Below are 16,765 nucleotides of genomic sequence, written 5' to 3' on the forward strand. Positions count from 1 at the left end.
ATCCGTGGGATGGCGGGGTGGGTCCGGTTGCGGGGGACGCCGTGAACCCGTCCCTGGGGGCTTGGCCGCGGCATCCATGCCGCGGACACCCCCGCAACCCGACCCACCCCGCCTTCGACAGTTTCCCGCGAGCTGTCGGAACGGCACGGGCTCTGCCCCCAGGTGCCGACCAGGGTTGGCTCTGGTAGGTGTCGACCTTGGTCGACACGCCTCAACCCTTGAACCGCAAACCCACGCCGGGTTCGGTGAACAGGTAGCGCGAATCCAGCGCTGAATCGCCCAGCTTGTGCCGCAGCTTGCCGACCAGGATGCGCAGGTAATGAGTGTCGTGCTGGTGGGTCGGTCCCCAGATCTCCTGCAGGATCTGCGGCTGGGTCACCACCCGCCCGGCGTTGCGCAGCAGTAGTGACAGCAACGCGTATTCCTTGCGGGTCAATGCCACCGGCTCGCCATCGAGTGCCACTTCGCGGCGCACCAGGTCCACGTGCAGGTGGCCGTCGTCGAACACCGGCGGCGTGCCGTCGCTGGGTACGCTGCGCGTGCGCAGCAATGCCCGCACCCGCGCCATCAGTTCCTGCGTGCCGAATGGCTTGGTCACGTAGTCGTTCGCGCCTGTATCCAGCGCGCGCACCTTCTCGGTTTCGCCGGCACGCACGGTCAACATGATCACCGGCACCTGGCTCCACTGCCGCAGCTGTTCCAGTACCTCGTGGCCTTCCATGTCCGGCAGGCCGATATCCAGGATCACCAGATCCATGTCCTCGCTGGCGGCCAGCTGCAGGCCTTCCTGGCCGGTGGCGGCCTGCCGCACCTGGTAACCCTGCGCACGCAGGCTGATGTCCAGGAACCGGCGGATCTGGGTTTCATCATCGATCACCAGCACGCGCGGGGCCGGGACGCTGGCATCAATCGGGGTCGGACTCATCGTGGGAGACTGGCTTGAGCAGGGGCAGGGTGATGCGGATCAGGGTACCGCGACCGTCGCGCCCGGGCAGCGCCTGCACGCTGCCACCATGCGCACCGATCATGCCCTGGCAGATGGTCAGGCCAAGACCGGTGCCGTGGCGGCCGCGGTCACCGCGTTCGACGCTGTAGAACATGTCGAAGATGCGCGCACGCTCGTCGTCGGGAATGCCGGGGCCGGCATCGATCACGTCGATGCGCAGCTGGCCGTCCAGCTCGCGCGCTTGTACCTGTACGGCGGCGTCGGGCGGCGAGAACTTGGCCGCGTTCTCCATCACGTTGAACACGGCTTGTTCGACCAGCGCCGGATGCACCCAGATCGGCGCCAGCGTGGAAGGAATGTCGAGCTCCAGCCGCACCTTCGGCTGATAGCGCTGCAGGCGTCGCGCTGCCGAGCCGATCAGTTCGTCCACGCCGATCCAGTCGCGGTTGATCTTCAGCCCTTCATGGCCGAGGCGGGTCATGTCCAGCAGGTTCTGGATGTAGCGGTCCAGCCGTTCGCCCTCGACCAGGATGGTGTCCAGCAGGGCGCGGCGATCAGCCGTATCCATCGCCGCACCGTAGCTGGCCAGGCTGTCTGCCGAGCCGATCATCGCCGCCAGTGGCGAGCGTAGGTCGTGCGACACCGAAGAGAGCAGGGCCGAGCGCAACCGCTCGGTCTCGTTGCTGACGTGCGCCTGTTCCAGTTCGGCCACCAGCCGTGTGCGAAGCGCGGCCTGGGCGATGTCATCGACCATTGCCTCGGCCAGCTGCCGTTGCTCGGGCAGCAGGCGCGCCTGCGCGCCGGGCAGGTACAGGCCGGCCACGCCAATGGCGCGGTCCTCGCCATCCAGCAGTGGCAGGAACCACCACTGCGCACCGGCCAGGGTATCGGTGAAGCGGCCGCTGGGCTGGCCATGGCGCAGCGCCCAGTCGGCGGCGGCCAGATCGGTGTCCCCCGGCTGGCTGCGACCACCGGCCGCGGTGTCTGTTCCAATGCGCAGCCACGCCGGAACGTCCATTGCCTGTTCCAGTGCCAGCCTGCCGGCCTGTGCGACCTCGCCATTGCCGGCCGCACTGGCCAGCTGCCGGCCCAGCTGCTGGCGCGCACGCGCATGGCGGTTGGCTGCACGCAGCGCGATCACCTGCATGCGCAAGCGCGAGGCCAGCCGTCCGGCCACCAAGGCGGCGGCCAGGAACAGGAACACGGTGATCACGCCCTGGCGTGCACCGATGGCGAAGGTGAAGCGCGGCGCGATGAACAGGAAGTTGTAGGCGAGGAAACACAGGATCGCCGCCATCACCGCCACGCTGGCGCGCGTGCGCGCGGCCACCACTACCACCGCCACGATGAACACCATCGACAGGTCGGCCATGCCGACCCAGCGCTCGGCCAGCCACGCCACTGCGCAGGCCAGTGCGGTAGCGATCAGCGCCTGCGCTGGCTCGTAGCTGATGCCGCGCACCGGCGGCAGCAGGCCCTCGCGGCGCGAGCGCGCCCGCGCCTGCGGGGTGCTGATGATGGTGATCTCGTAGTGCGCGCCGCGCTGGATCAGCTGCTGGGTCAGGGTGCGGTTGAACATCCGCGCCAGCGGACGTTCGCGGGTCCGGCCCAGCACCAGGGTCGACACGCCGTTGTGCGCGGCATGGTCGAGCAGGGCATCGGCGATGCTCGAACCATGCAGCAGTTCGGCGTCGCCGCCCAGCCGACGTGCCAGTGCAAAGGCCGCATCGATTTCGCGCCGGGTCGCCTCGTCCTGGCGCCGGCCCTGCACGGTCACCACCGTCCACGGCGCGTCGCGGCGTTCGGCGATGCGCCGCGCCACCCGCACCAGGTATTCGCTCTGGCCGCCGCCATCAATGGCCACCAACACGCCACGCCGCAGCGGCAGGTTGCTCTCGCCGCGTGCCGCCCGTGCTTCGCGCAGGCTGCTGTCGACGCGGTCGGCGGCCTCCTGCATCGCAAGTTCGCGCAACGCGGTCAGGTTGGCTGGCGAGAAGAATGCCTGCAGGGCCTGCGCGGCCTGTTCGGGCACATAGACCTTGCCCTGCTGCAGGCGCGCGATCAGTTCGCGTGGCGGCAGGTCGACCAGCACGATGTCGTGCAGGCGGTCGAGCACACCGTCCGGCACGGTCTCGCTCACGCGCACGCCGGTGATGCGCATCACCACATCGTTGAGGCTTTCCAGATGCTGGATGTTGACCGTGGTCCAAACGTCGATGCCGGCGTCCAGCAGCTCCATCACATCCTGCCAGCGCCGCTCGTGGCGGCTGCCCGGCGCATTGCGGTGCGCCAGTTCGTCCACCAGCACCAGCGCCGGATGCCGTGCGAGCACGGCATCCAGATCCATCTCCTGCAGGGTGTGGCCGTGGTAATCCACGTCCTTCAGCGGCAGCTGCGGCAGGCCTTCCAGCAATGCCTGGGTATCGGCACGGCCATGGGTTTCCACCAGGCCCACCACCAGGTCGACACCGCGGCGCAGCTGTTCCTGCGCGCGGGTCAGCATCGTGTAGGTCTTGCCCACGCCCGGCGCCGCACCGAGGAACACGGTCAGCTTGCCGCCGGCTTCGCGTTGCAGGCCTTCGACCAGGGCATCGGCCTGGCGGGTACGCGCATCAGTCATGGGTGCCGCTGTCATGGCCGCCATTGTGCGCGCAGCCGGTGCAGGCCGGCATCACGGTGCCTTGGCCGCGTGGTCCAGTGCGAAGTTCAGCGTCACCACGTTCACCCGTGGCTGCCCGAACAGGCCCCACTGGCGTCCCTCGGTATGCGCCTGTACCAGGGCCTGCACGCGCTCCACCGGCAGGCCACGGGCGCGCGCCACGCGTGCCACCTGCAGCTGCGCCGCGGCCGGCGACAGCTGCGGATCCAGGCCACCCGCGGACTGTGTGACCAGGTCCGCCGGTACCTGCGCCGGGGTGACGCCTTCGCGCGCGGCGACCGCAGCAGTGCTGGCGGCAACACGTTCGGCCAGGGCCGGGTTGCTGCGGGCCATGTTGGAACCGGCAGCGGCCATCGGGTCATAGTTGGCCGCCGACGGACGCGCCTGGAAATAGCCGTCACCCGTGAACGGCTGCGACAGCCACGCCGAGCCGCGAACCTGGCCGTTGCCATCGCGCAGCAGGCTGCCCTCGGCCTGGGTCGGGTACGCCAGGCCGGCAAAACCAGTGGCGATGCCGGCGTAGACCGCACCCGCCAGCAGCAGTGTGGCCAGGCCCAGACCGATCGCCGGGCGCCAGCTGGCACCATCCTGCAGGCTGGCCACGCGGGCCTCGGCCTTCTGTTCGCGCGGAAGGGAAGATGAAGTGGAAGCAGTACGGTTCATGCGCCGAATACCAGGACAAGAAGGAGGTCGATCGCCTTGATCGCCGCGAACGGCAGCAGCACGCCGCCGAGGCCGTACACCAGCATGTTCCGGCGCAGCAGCGCGGTTGCAGTGGCCGGGCGGAAGCGCACGCCACGCAGGGCGAGCGGGATCAGGGCGGGAATCACCAGGGCGTTGAAGATCAGCGCCGCCAGCACCGCATTGCGCGGGCTCGACAGCTGCATCACGTTCAATGCGGCCATGGTCGGCACGGCGGCGGCGAACAGCGCCGGCAGGATCGCGAAGTACTTGGAGACGTCGTTGGCCAGCGAGAAGGTGGTCAGCGCACCGCGGGTGATCAGCTGTTGCTTGCCCACTTCCACCACTGCCAGCAGCTTGGCCGGATCCGAATCGAGGTCGACCATGTTGCCGGCCTCCTTTGCCGCCTGCGTGCCGGAGTTCATTGCCAGGCCGATGTCGGCCTGGGCGAGCGCCGGTGCGTCGTTGGTGCCGTCGCCGACCATCGCCACCAGGCGGCCACCGGCCTGTTCCTGGCGGATGCGTGCCAGCTTGTCTTCCGGGCGCGCTTCGGCGATGTAGTCGTCGACGCCGGCTTCGGCGGCGATGGCGGCGGCGGTCAGCGGATTGTCGCCGGTGATCATCACCGTGCGGATGCCCATCGCCCGCAGCTGCGCGAACTTCTCGCGCATGCCGTGCTTGACCACGTCCGACAGCTCGATCACGCCCAGCACGTGGCGACCTTCGGCCACCACCAGCGGGGTGGCACCATTGCGTGCGACCTGCTCGACGCGACCGGCCAGTTCAGCCGGCACGTTGCCGCCCAGCGCCTGTACGTGGGCACGGATCGCATCGGCGGCGCCCTTGCGGATCTGCCGCCCATGTTCCAGATCCACGCCGGACATGCGGGTCTGCGCACTGAACGCCAGGTACTCGGCCTGCTCCGGTTCGGCGGTGGCGCAGCCCTGTTCGCGCGCCAGGCGCACGATCGACTTGCCTTCCGGGGTCGGGTCGGCCAGCGAAGAGAGCAGTGCTGCTTCGCGCAGCTGGCTGGCGTCGATGCCGGCCAGCGGATGGAAATGGCTGGCCTGGCGGTCGCCGTAGGTGATGGTGCCGGTCTTGTCCAGCAGCAGCACGTCGACGTCGCCGGCCACTTCCACCGCCTTGCCCGACTTGGCCAGCACATTGGCGGCCAGCGCACGGTTCATGCCGGCGATGCCGATGGCCGGCAGCAGGCCGCCGATGGTGGTCGGGATCAGGCACACCAGCAGCGCGATCAGCAGCAGCGGGTCGACCTTGACGCCGACCGAGGCACCAATGGCCGGCAGCGTTGCCACCACCACCAGGAAGGTCAGCGTCATCGCCGCCAGCAACAGGGTCAGCGCGATCTCGTTCGGGGTCTTCTGGCGGTTGGCGCCTTCCACCAGCGCGATCATCCGGTCCAGGAAGCTGTGGCCCGGTTCGGCGGTCACCCGCACGATGATCTGGTCGGACAGCACCTTGGTGCCGCCGATCACGCCGGAGCGGTCGGTACCGGCCTCGCGCAGCACCGGCGCCGATTCGCCGGTCACCGCGGCTTCGTTGATGGTGGCCAGGCCCTGCACGATCTCGCCATCGGCCGGCACCAGCTCACCGGCGCTGACGATCACGTGGTCGCCCGGGCGCAGTTCGGCGGCCGGCACCTGGGTTTCGGCGGCACCCGGTTGCGGCGCGGCCAGCCGGCGTGCCACCAGATCCTGGCGGGCACGCCGCAGCGACGCGGCCTGGCCACGGCCACGTGCTTCGGCCACGGCTTCGGCGAAGTTGCCGAACAGCACGGTCACCAGCAGGATCGCGGTCACTGCCAGGCCAAAGCCGAGCGGCGCGTTGCCGGTCAGGGTGACGATCGCGGCGACGATCGTGCCGGCCATCACCACCGCCATCACCGGGCTGCGCACCAGATGCATCGGCGACAGCTTGAGAACCGCTTCGATCAGCGCACGGCGCAGGCCGGCGCCATCAAGCAGGGCAGGGCGCGGTGCATGGGTACTACGGGTTGAACTTGCTTGGGTACTCATCAGGGTGTCCTTAGTGCAGTCCCAGGCTCAGGTGGTCGGCGATCGGGCCGAGTACCAGCGCCGGCATGAACTGCAGCACGGTCAGGATGACGATCACCGAGACCAGGGTCAGGGCGAAGGTCGGGGTTTCGATCTGCAGGCTGCCGGCCGATTCCGGTGCCTGGCGCTTGGCGGCCAGCTGTGCGGCCACGACCAGCGGGATGATCAGCAGCGGGAAGCGGCCCAGCAGCAGCACCAGCGAGCAACTGAGGTTCCACCAGAGCGTGGCGTCACCCAGTCCTTCGAAGCCCGAACCGTTGTTGGCATAGGCCGATACGTACTCGTAGAAGACCTGGCTGATGCCATGGAAACCGGGGTTGGAGGTGCCGGCCAGGCCGGGCACGGCCAGGGTTATCGCGGTGAACACCAGCAGGGTGATCGGCTGCAGCAGCACCAGCAGGGCCAGCAGGCGTACCTGCGGCGTCTCCAGCTTGCGGCCGAACAGTTCCGGCGTACGCCCGGTCATCAACCCGGCCAGGAACACGCCCAGCAGCAGGTACACGATGAACTGCTGCAGGCCGCAGCCGATACCGCCCCAGATCGCGCTGACCAGCATGTTGACCATCGCGATGCCGCCACTCAGTGGTGCCAGCGAATCGTGCATGCCGTTGACCGAACCGTTGGAGACCTGGGTGGTCACCGCCGCCCACAGCGCGGTGCCATCGGCGCCAAAGCGTACCTCCTTGCCTTCCATCAGCAGCGGCGTGGCGGCGCTGGCACTATGCCCCTCGCTCCACACCATGGCGCCGGTGGACAGCAGCGACATGCCGAGCATGCAGCTGAACACCAGGACGCCGAAGCGGCGTCGGCCGGTGAACGCGCCGATCATGAAGATCACTGCCATCGGCACCAGCAGGATGCCAACGATTTCCAGCGCATTCGAAACCGGCGTCGGGTTCTCCAGCGGGAAGCTGCTGTTCGGGCCGTACCAGCCGCCGCCGTTGGCACCGAGCTGCTTGGCTGCGACCATCGCCGCCACCGGGCCCAGCGGCAGTTTCTGTTCGGCCATGCCAGCGCTGGCATCGATAGGCGTCGCCTGTGGCCCACCGGCCATCGTCGACGGCACGCCCTGGCTGGTCAGCACCAGCGTCCACACCAGGCACAGCGGCAGCAGGAAGCGCACGCACAGGCGTACCACGTCCACGTAGTAGTTGCCCACCGCCACCTGGCGGTCATCACCGGTACCACTGGCCGCTGCGGCCTGCGGCGAACGCGAGAACAACGCGCGCAGCGTGGCCACCGCCAGCGCCAGGCCCATCATCGGCGTCACCACCTGCAGGCCGGTGATGCCGGTCATCTGCGAGAGGTAGGACAGCTGCGCCTGGCCCGAATAGTGCTGCTGGTTGGTGTTGGTCAGGAACGAGATCATCGTGTGCAGCGCGGTGTCCCAGCGCATGTTCGGGATCTGGTCCGGATTCAGCGGCAGCCAGGCCTGGGTCATGAACACCGCCTGGGTCAGCACCGCCACCACCACGTTGCTCAGCACGAAGGCCAGCACGTAGCCGCGCCAGGACATCGAGCGCGACGGGTCGACGCCGAACACCCTGTACAGCGGTTTCTCGATCCAGTGGAACAACACGTCGACCTTCATCGGCGCGCCACGCATCACGCGCGCCAGATACAGGCCCAACGGCCAGGCCAGCAGCAGGCTGGCGGCAAGAATGACAATAATCTCAGTCATGGCAGTCTCCGCTCAGAACGACTCGGGCCGCAGCACGACATAAAGAAGATAGGCGGCGGCGACCAGCACCACGACGCCACACAACAACGACAGCCAGGGGGACATTGCATTAGCGTCCTGGTGGAACCCCTCCACCTCAGGCCGTCATCGTCGTCCTGCCCCCCATAAACGCACTACGCGCCGGACCGGGCCGACGCGTAAAGAGTGCATAAATTCCGCCGGCCAAACCGTAACCAGCCGCACCTGCTGCAGAGCCGAGCCCATGCTCGGCTGCTCTTTGCCGAGGTCACGCGGAGCCGGGCATGGGCTGGGCGCTACAGGGGAATCAGGGGGCCTGATCTGCTGGCACCAGCCCCTTGAGCTCGCGATAGCGCTGCAGGCTGCTGTCGATCTCGGCCTTCAATGCCTGCTGCTGCTGCAGGAATCCGGCCTGCAGGCGCTGCTGCGCCTGCAGCTGCACATGCCGTTGGCGGATCGCCTCGGCCTGCTTGTCGGCCACCTTGCCGCCGGCCAGCTCACGGTCACCGGCGGCCGACAGCAGCGCCACCAGCGATTCGCGCAGGCTGGTGACGTTGTACTCGGCAGTCTTCAGGTTGTTGTCCAGCACTTCCTGGCGCTCGGTGAACACCCGGCGCAGGTCGTCCTCGCTGCCATAGGTGGACAGCATCGCCTGCTCGGTACGCTGGCGGGTCTGCGTGGCCATCAAGTCCAGCTGTTGCTGCTGCGCCACGGTGCTGGCGGCAGCGCGCTCCTCGTCGGTCAACGCGCGCTGGACCTGCGCATTGCGCAGGCCACTCTTCGCGTTGAACTCCTCGCGGGCATGGTTGACCGCATCGGCCGGCAGCGAATCACTGCAGATCCGCTCCTTGCCCTCGTTCCAGCAGTACAGCTTCTTTTCCGCCTTGCCGCTGTCGCGCGACTGCGCCGGCACGGTGAACGGCAGGGCCAGCAGCAGGCCGGCGAAGAGAACAGCAGGAACTCGGGACATGACCTTTCCCCTGGGTCGGTCAGCGGATCGAACGGACGCCGTACTGGGCCCGGTAGGCTTCCAGCGGCTGCCGGTAACCGACAAGTTCCGGGTTGCCGGAGGCGAAATCAAGCAGGTCGGCCAGCGTCGCCACGGCGATCACCGGAATGCCGGCCTCTTCGGCCACGGCCTGTGCGGCGGAGCGATGGTCGGTGTCCGAGGCGATCTCCTGGCGGTCCAGCGCGACCACGATGCCGGCCGGGATGCCACCGGCGTCGCGGATGATGCCCAGCGCTTCGCGGATCGCAGTGCCGGCGGTGATCACGTCATCGACGATCAGCACGCGCTTGCCATTCATGTCGGCGCCGATCAGCTGGCCGCCTTCGCCATGGGCCTTGGCTTCCTTGCGGTTGAACGACAGCGGCAGGTCGCGGCCACGCTGGGCCAGCTCGCAGGCCATCGCGGTGGCCAGCGGAATGCCCTTGTAGGCCGGGCCGAACACCACGTCGTACTTGATCCCGGTGGCGTCGATGGCGTCGGAATAGCACGCGCCCAGCTGCGACAGCAGGGAGCCGGAGTCGAAGCGACCGGCGTTGAAGAAATAGGGGCTCAGCCGGCCGGACTTGAGGGTGAACTGGCCGAAGCGCAGGGCATCGGCGGTCAAAGCCAGCTGCAGGAAACGGTGACGGTGGTCGCTCATCAAAACTCGATTCATCTTCATTTGGAGCACAAATCCTAATCCAGCTGGGCGTTCCGCGCTCGTCCAGCGCCTTGTGAAGGGTGCCCGGGCGGTGCCCGGCGGACTGCGCAGCCCGGCAGGCAACCGGTATGCTTGCCCGGTTTCCCGCCGCAGGTCCCCCGCATGCGCATCATCAGTTTCAACGCCAATGGCATCCGTTCCGCCGCGACCAAGGGCTTCCTCGACTGGTTCCGTGCCCAGGACGCCGACGTCCTGTGCATCCAGGAGACCAAGGCCCAGGAAGACCAGCTGACCGACCCGATGTTCCGCCCGGACGGCCACCACTGCTTCTACCGCGACGCCATCACCAAGAAGGGCTACAGCGGCGTGGCGATCTACAGCAAGCGCGAGCCGGACCAGGTCATCACCTCGCTGGGCTGGGCCCCGTTCGACGACGAAGGCCGCTACATCGAGGCGCGCTACGGCAACCTCAGCGTGGTCTCCTTCTATATCCCGTCCGGCAGCTCGGGCGACCTGCGCCAGGGCTTCAAGTTCGAAGTGATGGAATGGCTGCGGCCGATCCTCGAGGAGTGGGCGCGCAGCGGCCGCGACTACGTGCTGTGTGGCGACTGGAACATCGTGCGTTCGGCGCTGGACATCAAGAACTGGAAGTCCAACCAGAAGAACTCCGGCTGCCTGCCGGAAGAGCGCGACTGGCTCAACGCCCTGTGCGCCGACCACGGCCAGACCACCGATGTCGCCACCGGCCGCGGCTGGGCCGACGCCTACCGCCTGCTCAATCCCACCGGCGAGGACTACACCTGGTGGAGCAACCGTGGCGCCGCCCGAGCCAACAATGTCGGTTGGCGAATCGACTACCAGTTCATCACCCCGGGCCTGCGTGACCGCCTGCGCAGCTGCTCGATCTATCGCGATGAGCGCTTCTCCGACCACGCTCCGTTCATCGTGGACTACGACCTGTGACCGAGGCTGCCAAGCCGGTCAGCTACAAGGGTTGGGCAGGAATCAAGCGCGCCTTCGGCACACCGTCGGCGCTGACCATGGCCATGCTGGGCTTCGGCAGTGGCCTGCCGTTCCTGCTGATCGCCTCGCAGACCCTGTCCACGCGCCTGCGTGACGTTGGCCTGGATCTGGGCAGCATTGGCCTGATCAGCCTGGCCAGTTTCTTCTACCTGCTCAAGTTCCTGTGGGCGCCGCTGCTGGACCGCTACGCCTTCCCGTTGCTGGGCAGGCTTGGCCGCCGCCGCTCATGGTTGCTGGTATCGCAGGTGATGGTGCTGGTCGGTCTGGTCGCGCTGGCCTTCGTACGGCCCGAGCAGGGGGTCTGGCCGCTGGTGATGTGGGTGCTGGTGGCGTCATTTGCCGGTGCCACCCAGGACTCGGCAGTTGATGCCTACCGCATCGAGATCGCGCCACAGGCGGCCCAGGCGGCGCTTGCGGCCACCTACACGCTGGGCTATCGGATCGGCCTGATCTTGGCAGGTGCAGGCGCGTTGTACCTGGCCCAGTTCGAAGGCTGGATCATCGCCTATCTGGCCATGGCGGCGCTGATGCTGCTGCCGATAATCACCACCCTGCTGTGTACCGAACCAGAGCGTCCGGCCACGGCCGTGCAGCGTCGCATCGATGTTGCCGAGGCTTTCGTCCAGCCGATCAGCAGCTTCTTCACCCGCAACGGCGTGGCGTTGGCGTTTGCGTTGCTGGCCTTTGTCGGCTTCTTCAAGTTCCCCGACCAGGTCATTGGTGTGATGGCGGGGCCGTTCTACCTCGACTCCGGATTCGACAAGGCGGACATCGCCACGGTCTCCAAGCTGTTCGGCGTGTGGATGGGGATTGCCGGCGCCTTCCTGGGTGGCATCGCGGTGGCGGCGTTCGGCTTCCGGCGCATGTTGCTGGTGGCGGCGCTGGGGGTGGCCTTGTCCAACCTGGCCTTCCTGCTGATGGCGCACAATCCAGGCAAGCTGTGGGCGTTCTATGCCGCGCTCAGTGCCGACAACCTGTTCCAGGGCTTTGCCGGCACCGTGCTGGTGGCCTTCATGTCGTCGCTGACCGACCGCAATTTCACCGCCACCCAGTATGCGCTGCTGGTCTCGCTGGCTAACCTGCCGGGCAAGTTCGTCGGCGGCGTGTCCGGCTACATTGTCGAGGCCACGTCCTACAGCACGTTCTTCATCCTCAGCTCGGTAACGGTGGTACCGACCCTGCTGCTGCTGGTCTGGCTGTGGCCGCGCATCGCCGACCGCGGGCCGCCACCGGTCGCCTGATTGCCTGCCCGCCCGGTCTGCGGGATCATCGCCCCCGACGCGCCGAGGGGGCGGTGCCTTGCGAACGGGGAAGTGAGCATGGCCGACGTTGTGCTGCGGGACCTGGACCCGCTGTTGCTGGAACGCATCCGACGGGTCGCGGTCGCTCGCGGCTGGACCCATGAACAGACCTGCGAGGCCTTGCTGGAGCAGGGCTTGTTCAGCAGTGAACTGGAAGTCCGCTCCGGCTTCGGTGATCCCGAAGTGGACGCCCTTTCCGATGCCATCGCCGCCCTGCAGGCGTTGCCCGCAGGGCAGGGCTTCGACTGACCTGACACCTGGTCGCGGTGATACCTGCCCGCCGGGCATGGCCCGGCGCTACCGGGATGCTGCCGACGGGGTAGCGCCGGGCCATGCCCGGCGGATGTAGCCCCGCTCAGGCCAGGTGGATCGCGCCCAGGATCCGCGGGCCCTTCGCCCCGGTCACACTCGGCAGGTTGCCGGCCAGCCCGTCCATCGTCCGCTGTGCCAGCCACGCAAAGCCCATCGCTTCCACGTACTCCGGGTCCAGACCGTGCACCGCACTGGACTCCACCTGCACCCCCGGCAGCCGCGCCGTCAGTCGCCGCATCAGCTGGGTATTGCGCACGCCGCCGCCACACACCAGCAGGCGTCGTGTCTGCGGCTGCTGTGCCAGCAGTGCATCGACCACCGTCGCCACGGTCAGCTCCAGCAACGTCGCCTGTATGTCGGCGGCGGTGTACTGGCCTTCGCCCATGTGCGCCTCGGCCCAGGCCAGGTGGAACTGCTCGCGGCCGGTACTCTTCGGCGGCGGCAGTGCGAACCACGGGTCCGAGCGCCAACCCGCCAGCAGGCCCTCGTCCACCGCGCCACTGGCCGCGTACGCGCCGTCGGCATCGAAGGTGCGGCCGGTGTGGCGCTGGCACCAGGCATCCATCAGCGCGTTGGCCGGGCCGGTATCGTAGCCACGCACCGCGCCCTCGCGCGGGATCAGGGTCAGGTTGGCGATGCCGCCCAGATTCAGCACTGCGCGGTCTTCATCGGCAGTGCCCAGCATGCCCAGATGGAATGCCGGCATCAGCGGCGCACCATGGCCTCCGGCTGCCACGTCGCGGCGACGGAAATCACACACCGTGGTGATCCCGGTCAGCTCGGCGATGCGGTTGCCGTCGCCCAGCTGCACGGTGAACGCCGGGTCGGCCAGTGGCCGGTGGCGCACGGTCTGCCCATGCGAGCCGATCGCGCGCACCTGGCTGTGGTCCACGCCGGCCTCGGCCAGCAGCTGGTTGGCCGCCTCGGCAAAACGGATCGCAATCCGCGCGTCCAGTTCGCCGAGCTCTTCCAGCGAATCCAGCGGTCCGCCTTCGCCCAGCGCCACCAGCCGCGCGCGCAGCACCGGCTCCCAGCGGGCGGTCAGCCCATGCACGAAGCGGCAGCCACCACTGGCGGGGAACTGCACCAGTGCGGCATCGATGCCGTCGGCGCTGGTGCCCGACATCAGGCCAAGGTACAGGGGGGCGTCGCTGTCGGCAGTCGTGTTCATGGCAGGCATAAAAAAAGGACGCGGCAAGCTTGGGCTGCCGCGTCCTTCTTCGTCAACGCATGGGCTCAGCCGCGCTTGCGGCCGGTCGTCTGCTTGTCCTTGGCGCTGGCCACCTCGGGGGCGGCCTCGTCGCGGCCGGTCGGCGTCGGGCTGGCGTCGGCGTAGATCAGCTTCTCCATGCCCTGGATGCGGGCCATCGCCGGCGCGGTCTGCGCACGGAAGGCGACCAGCTCGGCACCCTTCAGCGGCTCCGGCGGCGGCATGGTCACGGTCAGCGGATTGCGATGCTCGCCGTTCACGCGGAATTCGTAGTGCAGGTGCGGGCCGGTCGCCAGGCCGGTCGAGCCGACATAGCCGATCACCGTGCCCTGCGCCACGCGCTGGCCGGTCCGGATGCTCGCAAAGCGCGACATGTGGCCGTACAGGGTGGTGTGGCCACGGCCGTGGTCGAGGATCACCACGTTGCCGTAACCGCGCTGCACGCCGGCGAACTGCACACGGGCGTCGCCGGCGGCCATGATCGGGGTGCCGGTGCGCGCGGCGTAGTCCACGCCCTTGTGCATGCGCATCTTGCCCAGCACCGGGTGCTTGCGCGCACCGAAGGTCGAGCTCAGCCGCGCGAACGGGATCGGCATGCGGATGAAGCTCTTCTTCAGCGAGCGGCCGTTGATGTCGTAGTACTCGGACTTGCCGTTGCGGTCGAAGCGGAAGCCGGAATAGGTCTTGCCACCGGTGGTGAAGGTGGCCGCGAGGATCTTGCTGGTGTCCACCTTCTCGCCTTCGCGCCAGGTTTCATCCATCACCACGCTGAAGCGGTCGCCCGGCTGCAGGTCCTTCGAGAAGTCGATGTCGTACTTGAAGATGTCGTCGGTCATCGTCGCGATCGCCGACGGCGACAGCCCGGCCCGGCGGGCCGCAGCGTACAGCGAGCTGGTGATCTCGCCGCTGGTGACCACGGTGCGGGTGGAGGTCTCGCGTTTGGTCACCTTCTCCTTGATGTCGTCGCCGGACAGGCTCAGCTCGACCCGGTTGTCGGCATCGCGGTCGAAGCGGATGCTGCGCAGGTCGCCGGACAGCGGCATGTCGAAGGCGATCTCGGCACCCGGGCGCAGCTTGGTCAGCGCCTCGCGCGCACCCGGATGGTCCAGCACCCGGTGCAGGGTGGTAGCCGGGATGCCGGCCTTGTCGAACAGGTCGCTCAGGGTCTGGCCGCGCTGCACGCGCAGCACCTGCCAGCTGTCACCGGGCACCTGCTGCTGTCGGGCCATGGTCAGCGGCGGCAACGGCAGCGCCAGGCTGGTATGGCTGTCGGCGAAGGGCGCATCGATGGTGTGCGAGAAGCCGGGAACGATCGTCGCCACCAGGGCGCCGATGGTCGCGAACAGGCTGGCATGCATCCAATGGCGGCGGGTCCAGCGCTCATTGAAGGCGGCGGGAAGATGTTGCCTGAGCTTCCGATGCAGGGCGTTGTCGTGCAGGACGTGGAGGCGTTCCTGGAAGCGCTGCTTGCGTGCGCGCCCTTGTTCGGAATTGTGCATCGGCGGTTCTTTCCTGGCAGCCCGGGAGCGCGGGCCTGATCGCCGGTTACCATAGACACCTGAGAAAACGGCGTCAAACCCTTGTGCCCATTGGCTTTTGTGAAGCCAATCGGGTTAACTTTGCTTTAACACCCCACACAAGAATCGGCGTTGCCGGGAGTAGTCACGTGTCCTCGATTGAAGAAGCCCTTGCCCTGATCGGCCGCGGTGCCGACGAGATCCTCAAGCTCGAGGATCTGCGTGCGCGCCTGCAGGAAGGTCGCCCGCTACGGATCAAGGCCGGCTTCGACCCCACCGCGCCCGACCTGCACCTGGGCCATACGGTGCTGCTGAACAAGATGCGCCAGTTCCAGGACCTCGGCCATCAGGTCATTTTCCTGATCGGCGACTTCACCGGCATGATCGGTGACCCGTCCGGCAAGAGCCTGACCCGCAAGCCGCTCAGCAAGGACGACGTGCTGGCCAATGCCCGTACCTATGAAGAGCAGGTGTTCAAGGTGCTGGACCGCAGCCGTACCGAAGTCCGCTTCAACTCGGAGTGGTTCGGCAAGATGGGCGCGGCCGACATGATCCGCCTGGCCGGCCAGCACACCGTGGCGCGCATGCTCGAGCGCGACGATTTCGCCAAGCGCTACGCCGCCCAGCAGTCCATCGCCATCCACGAGTTCCTGTACCCGCTGGTGCAGGGCTACGACTCGGTGGCCCTGGAAGCCGACGTCGAGCTCGGCGGCACCGACCAGAAGTTCAACCTGCTGATGGGCCGCGGCCTGCAGGAGCACCACGGCCAGAAGCCGCAGGTGGTGCTGACCATGCCGCTGCTGGAAGGCCTGGACGGCGTCAACAAGATGTCCAAGTCGCTGGGCAACTACATTGGTATCAGCGAGCCGGCCATCGACATCGTCACCAAGACCATGAAGGTGGACGACACCCTGATGTGGCGCTGGATCGAGCTGCTGTCCTTCGACATCAGCCAGGCCGAAGCCGTGCAGCTGCGCGAGCAGGTGGCCAATGGCGGCCTGAACCCGCGCGTGGTCAAGCTGCGCCTGGCCCGTGAGCTGGCGACCCGCTTCCATGACGCCGCAGCGGCCGAACAGGCGGTTGCCGGTTGGGAAGCGGCGGTGACCGGGCAGGGCGACATCACCCAGCTGCCGCTGCAGGACGTGGCGATTCCGGCCGAAGGCCTGCGTATCGCCGCGCTGCTGACCGCGGCGGGCCTGACCCCGAGCAACTCCGAGGCCAACCGCAAGCTCAAGGAGCGCGCGGTCAAGGTGGACGGTGAAGTGGTGGAAGACGGCCAGCAGGTGCTGCAGCCGGGCTTCGAGGGTCTGCTGCAGGTCGGCAAGCGCACCTTCGCCCGCGTACGCCTGGTCGCTGCCTGATACAAGGAAGGGCCGGCGCCAGCCGGCCCTTCCTTGTGCTCTTGTAGAGCCGAAGGCAACGGCAGGAGCCGTTGCCAACGTCGCTTGCGACGGCCCGCAGCGGGCCGGGCGAGGACGCCCGGCATAGCCGCGCTCGGCTGCTCTTCGCGGAATCCTCCCGCAGCGCGATGGATGAACGGATGCAGCATTCGTTGAAAAAAATCGCCACACCCCCTTCACAAATGATGCGAATGGGGACATACTTCTCCTCCCCCGTCGCAGGGGTCGCCACCAAGGGGCTTCAGCGACAACAGGGCGCCCACCACCGCCGAACGAGATGATCGAACGAAGGT

At 67.7% G+C, this 16,765-nt stretch carries 14 protein-coding genes; 4 read left to right on the forward strand and 10 right to left on the reverse strand.

The window, feature by feature from the left end:
* Nucleotides 1-211: 211 nt before the first annotated feature.
* The 8 genes from ACZK2G_RS01660 to pyrE all read right to left on the reverse strand — a co-directional run bounded on the left by ACZK2G_RS01660 (nt 212) and on the right by pyrE (nt 9,709).
* Nucleotides 212-925, reverse strand: coding sequence for a response regulator transcription factor (locus ACZK2G_RS01660; RefSeq protein WP_136639896.1), 714 nt, complete (start codon nt 923-925; stop codon nt 212-214).
* The gene (locus tag ACZK2G_RS01665) at nt 906-3,566 is read right to left on the reverse strand and encodes an ATP-binding protein (RefSeq protein ID WP_295376194.1); all 2,661 of its coding nucleotides are present in this window, start codon (nt 3,564-3,566) and stop codon (nt 906-908) included. Before ACZK2G_RS01665 ends, ACZK2G_RS01660 begins: the two co-directional genes overlap by 20 nt.
* Nucleotides 3,567-3,617: 51 nt before the next feature.
* Entirely contained in the window at nt 3,618-4,268 is a 651-nt protein-coding gene (kdpC, locus tag ACZK2G_RS01670; protein ID WP_049421487.1) for a potassium-transporting ATPase subunit KdpC, read from the reverse strand.
* A complete protein-coding gene (kdpB, locus tag ACZK2G_RS01675; protein WP_100435505.1) occupies nt 4,265-6,322 on the reverse strand; it encodes a potassium-transporting ATPase subunit KdpB in 2,058 nt (685 codons plus the stop codon). The genes kdpC and kdpB overlap by 4 nt, the downstream gene beginning before the upstream one ends.
* Nucleotides 6,323-6,332: 10 nt before the next feature.
* The gene (kdpA, locus tag ACZK2G_RS01680; protein WP_136639892.1) at nt 6,333-8,042 is read right to left on the reverse strand and encodes a potassium-transporting ATPase subunit KdpA; all 1,710 of its coding nucleotides are present in this window, start codon (nt 8,040-8,042) and stop codon (nt 6,333-6,335) included.
* A gap of 12 nt (nt 8,043-8,054) precedes the next feature.
* Nucleotides 8,055-8,147: a potassium-transporting ATPase subunit F gene (locus tag ACZK2G_RS01685; RefSeq protein ID WP_012509821.1), complete on the reverse strand. Its 93-nt coding sequence runs from the start codon at nt 8,145-8,147 to the stop codon at nt 8,055-8,057.
* 220 nt (nt 8,148-8,367) lie between these two features.
* Nucleotides 8,368-9,030, reverse strand: coding sequence for a hypothetical protein (locus ACZK2G_RS01690; RefSeq protein WP_136639891.1), 663 nt, complete (start codon nt 9,028-9,030; stop codon nt 8,368-8,370).
* A gap of 19 nt (nt 9,031-9,049) precedes the next feature.
* Nucleotides 9,050-9,709: an orotate phosphoribosyltransferase gene (pyrE, locus tag ACZK2G_RS01695; protein WP_032972564.1), complete on the reverse strand. Its 660-nt coding sequence runs from the start codon at nt 9,707-9,709 to the stop codon at nt 9,050-9,052.
* A 162-nt stretch (nt 9,710-9,871) separates the two neighbouring features.
* On the opposite strand from pyrE, the gene ACZK2G_RS01700 reads away from it, so the two are divergent.
* From ACZK2G_RS01700 to ACZK2G_RS01710, 3 genes are all read left to right on the forward strand, one after another.
* Nucleotides 9,872-10,672, forward strand: coding sequence for an exodeoxyribonuclease III (locus ACZK2G_RS01700; RefSeq protein ID WP_099589074.1), 801 nt, complete (start codon nt 9,872-9,874; stop codon nt 10,670-10,672).
* Nucleotides 10,669-11,973 carry an AmpG family muropeptide MFS transporter gene (locus ACZK2G_RS01705; protein WP_136639890.1) on the forward strand — a complete coding sequence of 435 codons (1,305 nt, stop codon included), beginning with the start codon at nt 10,669-10,671 and terminating at the stop codon, nt 11,971-11,973. The genes ACZK2G_RS01700 and ACZK2G_RS01705 overlap by 4 nt, the downstream gene beginning before the upstream one ends.
* A 78-nt stretch (nt 11,974-12,051) precedes the next feature.
* Nucleotides 12,052-12,282 (forward strand): hypothetical protein, encoded by a 231-nt coding sequence (locus ACZK2G_RS01710; RefSeq protein WP_032972567.1) that lies wholly within the window; start codon nt 12,052-12,054, stop codon nt 12,280-12,282.
* A gap of 106 nt (nt 12,283-12,388) precedes the next feature.
* Here ACZK2G_RS01710 and ACZK2G_RS01715 read toward each other — a convergent pair whose 3' ends face one another.
* Nucleotides 12,389-13,516 (reverse strand): anhydro-N-acetylmuramic acid kinase, encoded by a 1,128-nt coding sequence (locus tag ACZK2G_RS01715; protein WP_136639889.1) that lies wholly within the window; start codon nt 13,514-13,516, stop codon nt 12,389-12,391.
* A gap of 65 nt (nt 13,517-13,581) precedes the next feature.
* Nucleotides 13,582-15,054: a M23 family metallopeptidase gene (locus tag ACZK2G_RS01720; RefSeq protein WP_136639888.1), complete on the reverse strand. Its 1,473-nt coding sequence runs from the start codon at nt 15,052-15,054 to the stop codon at nt 13,582-13,584.
* A 167-nt stretch (nt 15,055-15,221) separates the two neighbouring features.
* Here ACZK2G_RS01720 and tyrS point away from each other — a divergent pair, with 167 nt between their 5' ends.
* The gene (gene tyrS, locus ACZK2G_RS01725; RefSeq protein WP_006388280.1) at nt 15,222-16,433 is read left to right on the forward strand and encodes a tyrosine--tRNA ligase; all 1,212 of its coding nucleotides are present in this window, start codon (nt 15,222-15,224) and stop codon (nt 16,431-16,433) included.
* Nucleotides 16,434-16,765: the final 332 nt, after the last annotated feature.

The organism is Stenotrophomonas sp. 107298_Sma (genome assembly GCF_056480345.1).

What these genes read in the sequence shown, in the direction of transcription:
- ACZK2G_RS01660 (WP_136639896.1), bottom strand. Translation starts at nt 925, where the DNA reads ATGAGTCCGACCCCGATTGATGCCAGCGTCCCGGCCCCGCGCGTGCTG.
- ACZK2G_RS01665 (WP_295376194.1), bottom strand. Translation starts at nt 3,566, where the DNA reads ATGACTGATGCGCGTACCCGCCAGGCCGATGCCCTGGTCGAAGGCCTG.
- kdpC (WP_049421487.1), bottom strand. Translation starts at nt 4,268, where the DNA reads ATGAACCGTACTGCTTCCACTTCATCTTCCCTTCCGCGCGAACAGAAG.
- kdpB (WP_100435505.1), bottom strand. Translation starts at nt 6,322, where the DNA reads ATGAGTACCCAAGCAAGTTCAACCCGTAGTACCCATGCACCGCGCCCT.
- kdpA (WP_136639892.1), bottom strand. Translation starts at nt 8,042, where the DNA reads ATGACTGAGATTATTGTCATTCTTGCCGCCAGCCTGCTGCTGGCCTGG.
- ACZK2G_RS01685 (WP_012509821.1), bottom strand. Translation starts at nt 8,147, where the DNA reads ATGTCCCCCTGGCTGTCGTTGTTGTGTGGCGTCGTGGTGCTGGTCGCC.
- ACZK2G_RS01690 (WP_136639891.1), bottom strand. Translation starts at nt 9,030, where the DNA reads ATGTCCCGAGTTCCTGCTGTTCTCTTCGCCGGCCTGCTGCTGGCCCTG.
- pyrE (WP_032972564.1), bottom strand. Translation starts at nt 9,709, where the DNA reads ATGAGCGACCACCGTCACCGTTTCCTGCAGCTGGCTTTGACCGCCGAT.
- ACZK2G_RS01700 (WP_099589074.1), top strand. Translation starts at nt 9,872, where the DNA reads ATGCGCATCATCAGTTTCAACGCCAATGGCATCCGTTCCGCCGCGACC.
- ACZK2G_RS01710 (WP_032972567.1), top strand. Translation starts at nt 12,052, where the DNA reads ATGGCCGACGTTGTGCTGCGGGACCTGGACCCGCTGTTGCTGGAACGC.
- ACZK2G_RS01715 (WP_136639889.1), bottom strand. Translation starts at nt 13,516, where the DNA reads ATGAACACGACTGCCGACAGCGACGCCCCCCTGTACCTTGGCCTGATG.
- ACZK2G_RS01720 (WP_136639888.1), bottom strand. Translation starts at nt 15,054, where the DNA reads ATGCACAATTCCGAACAAGGGCGCGCACGCAAGCAGCGCTTCCAGGAA.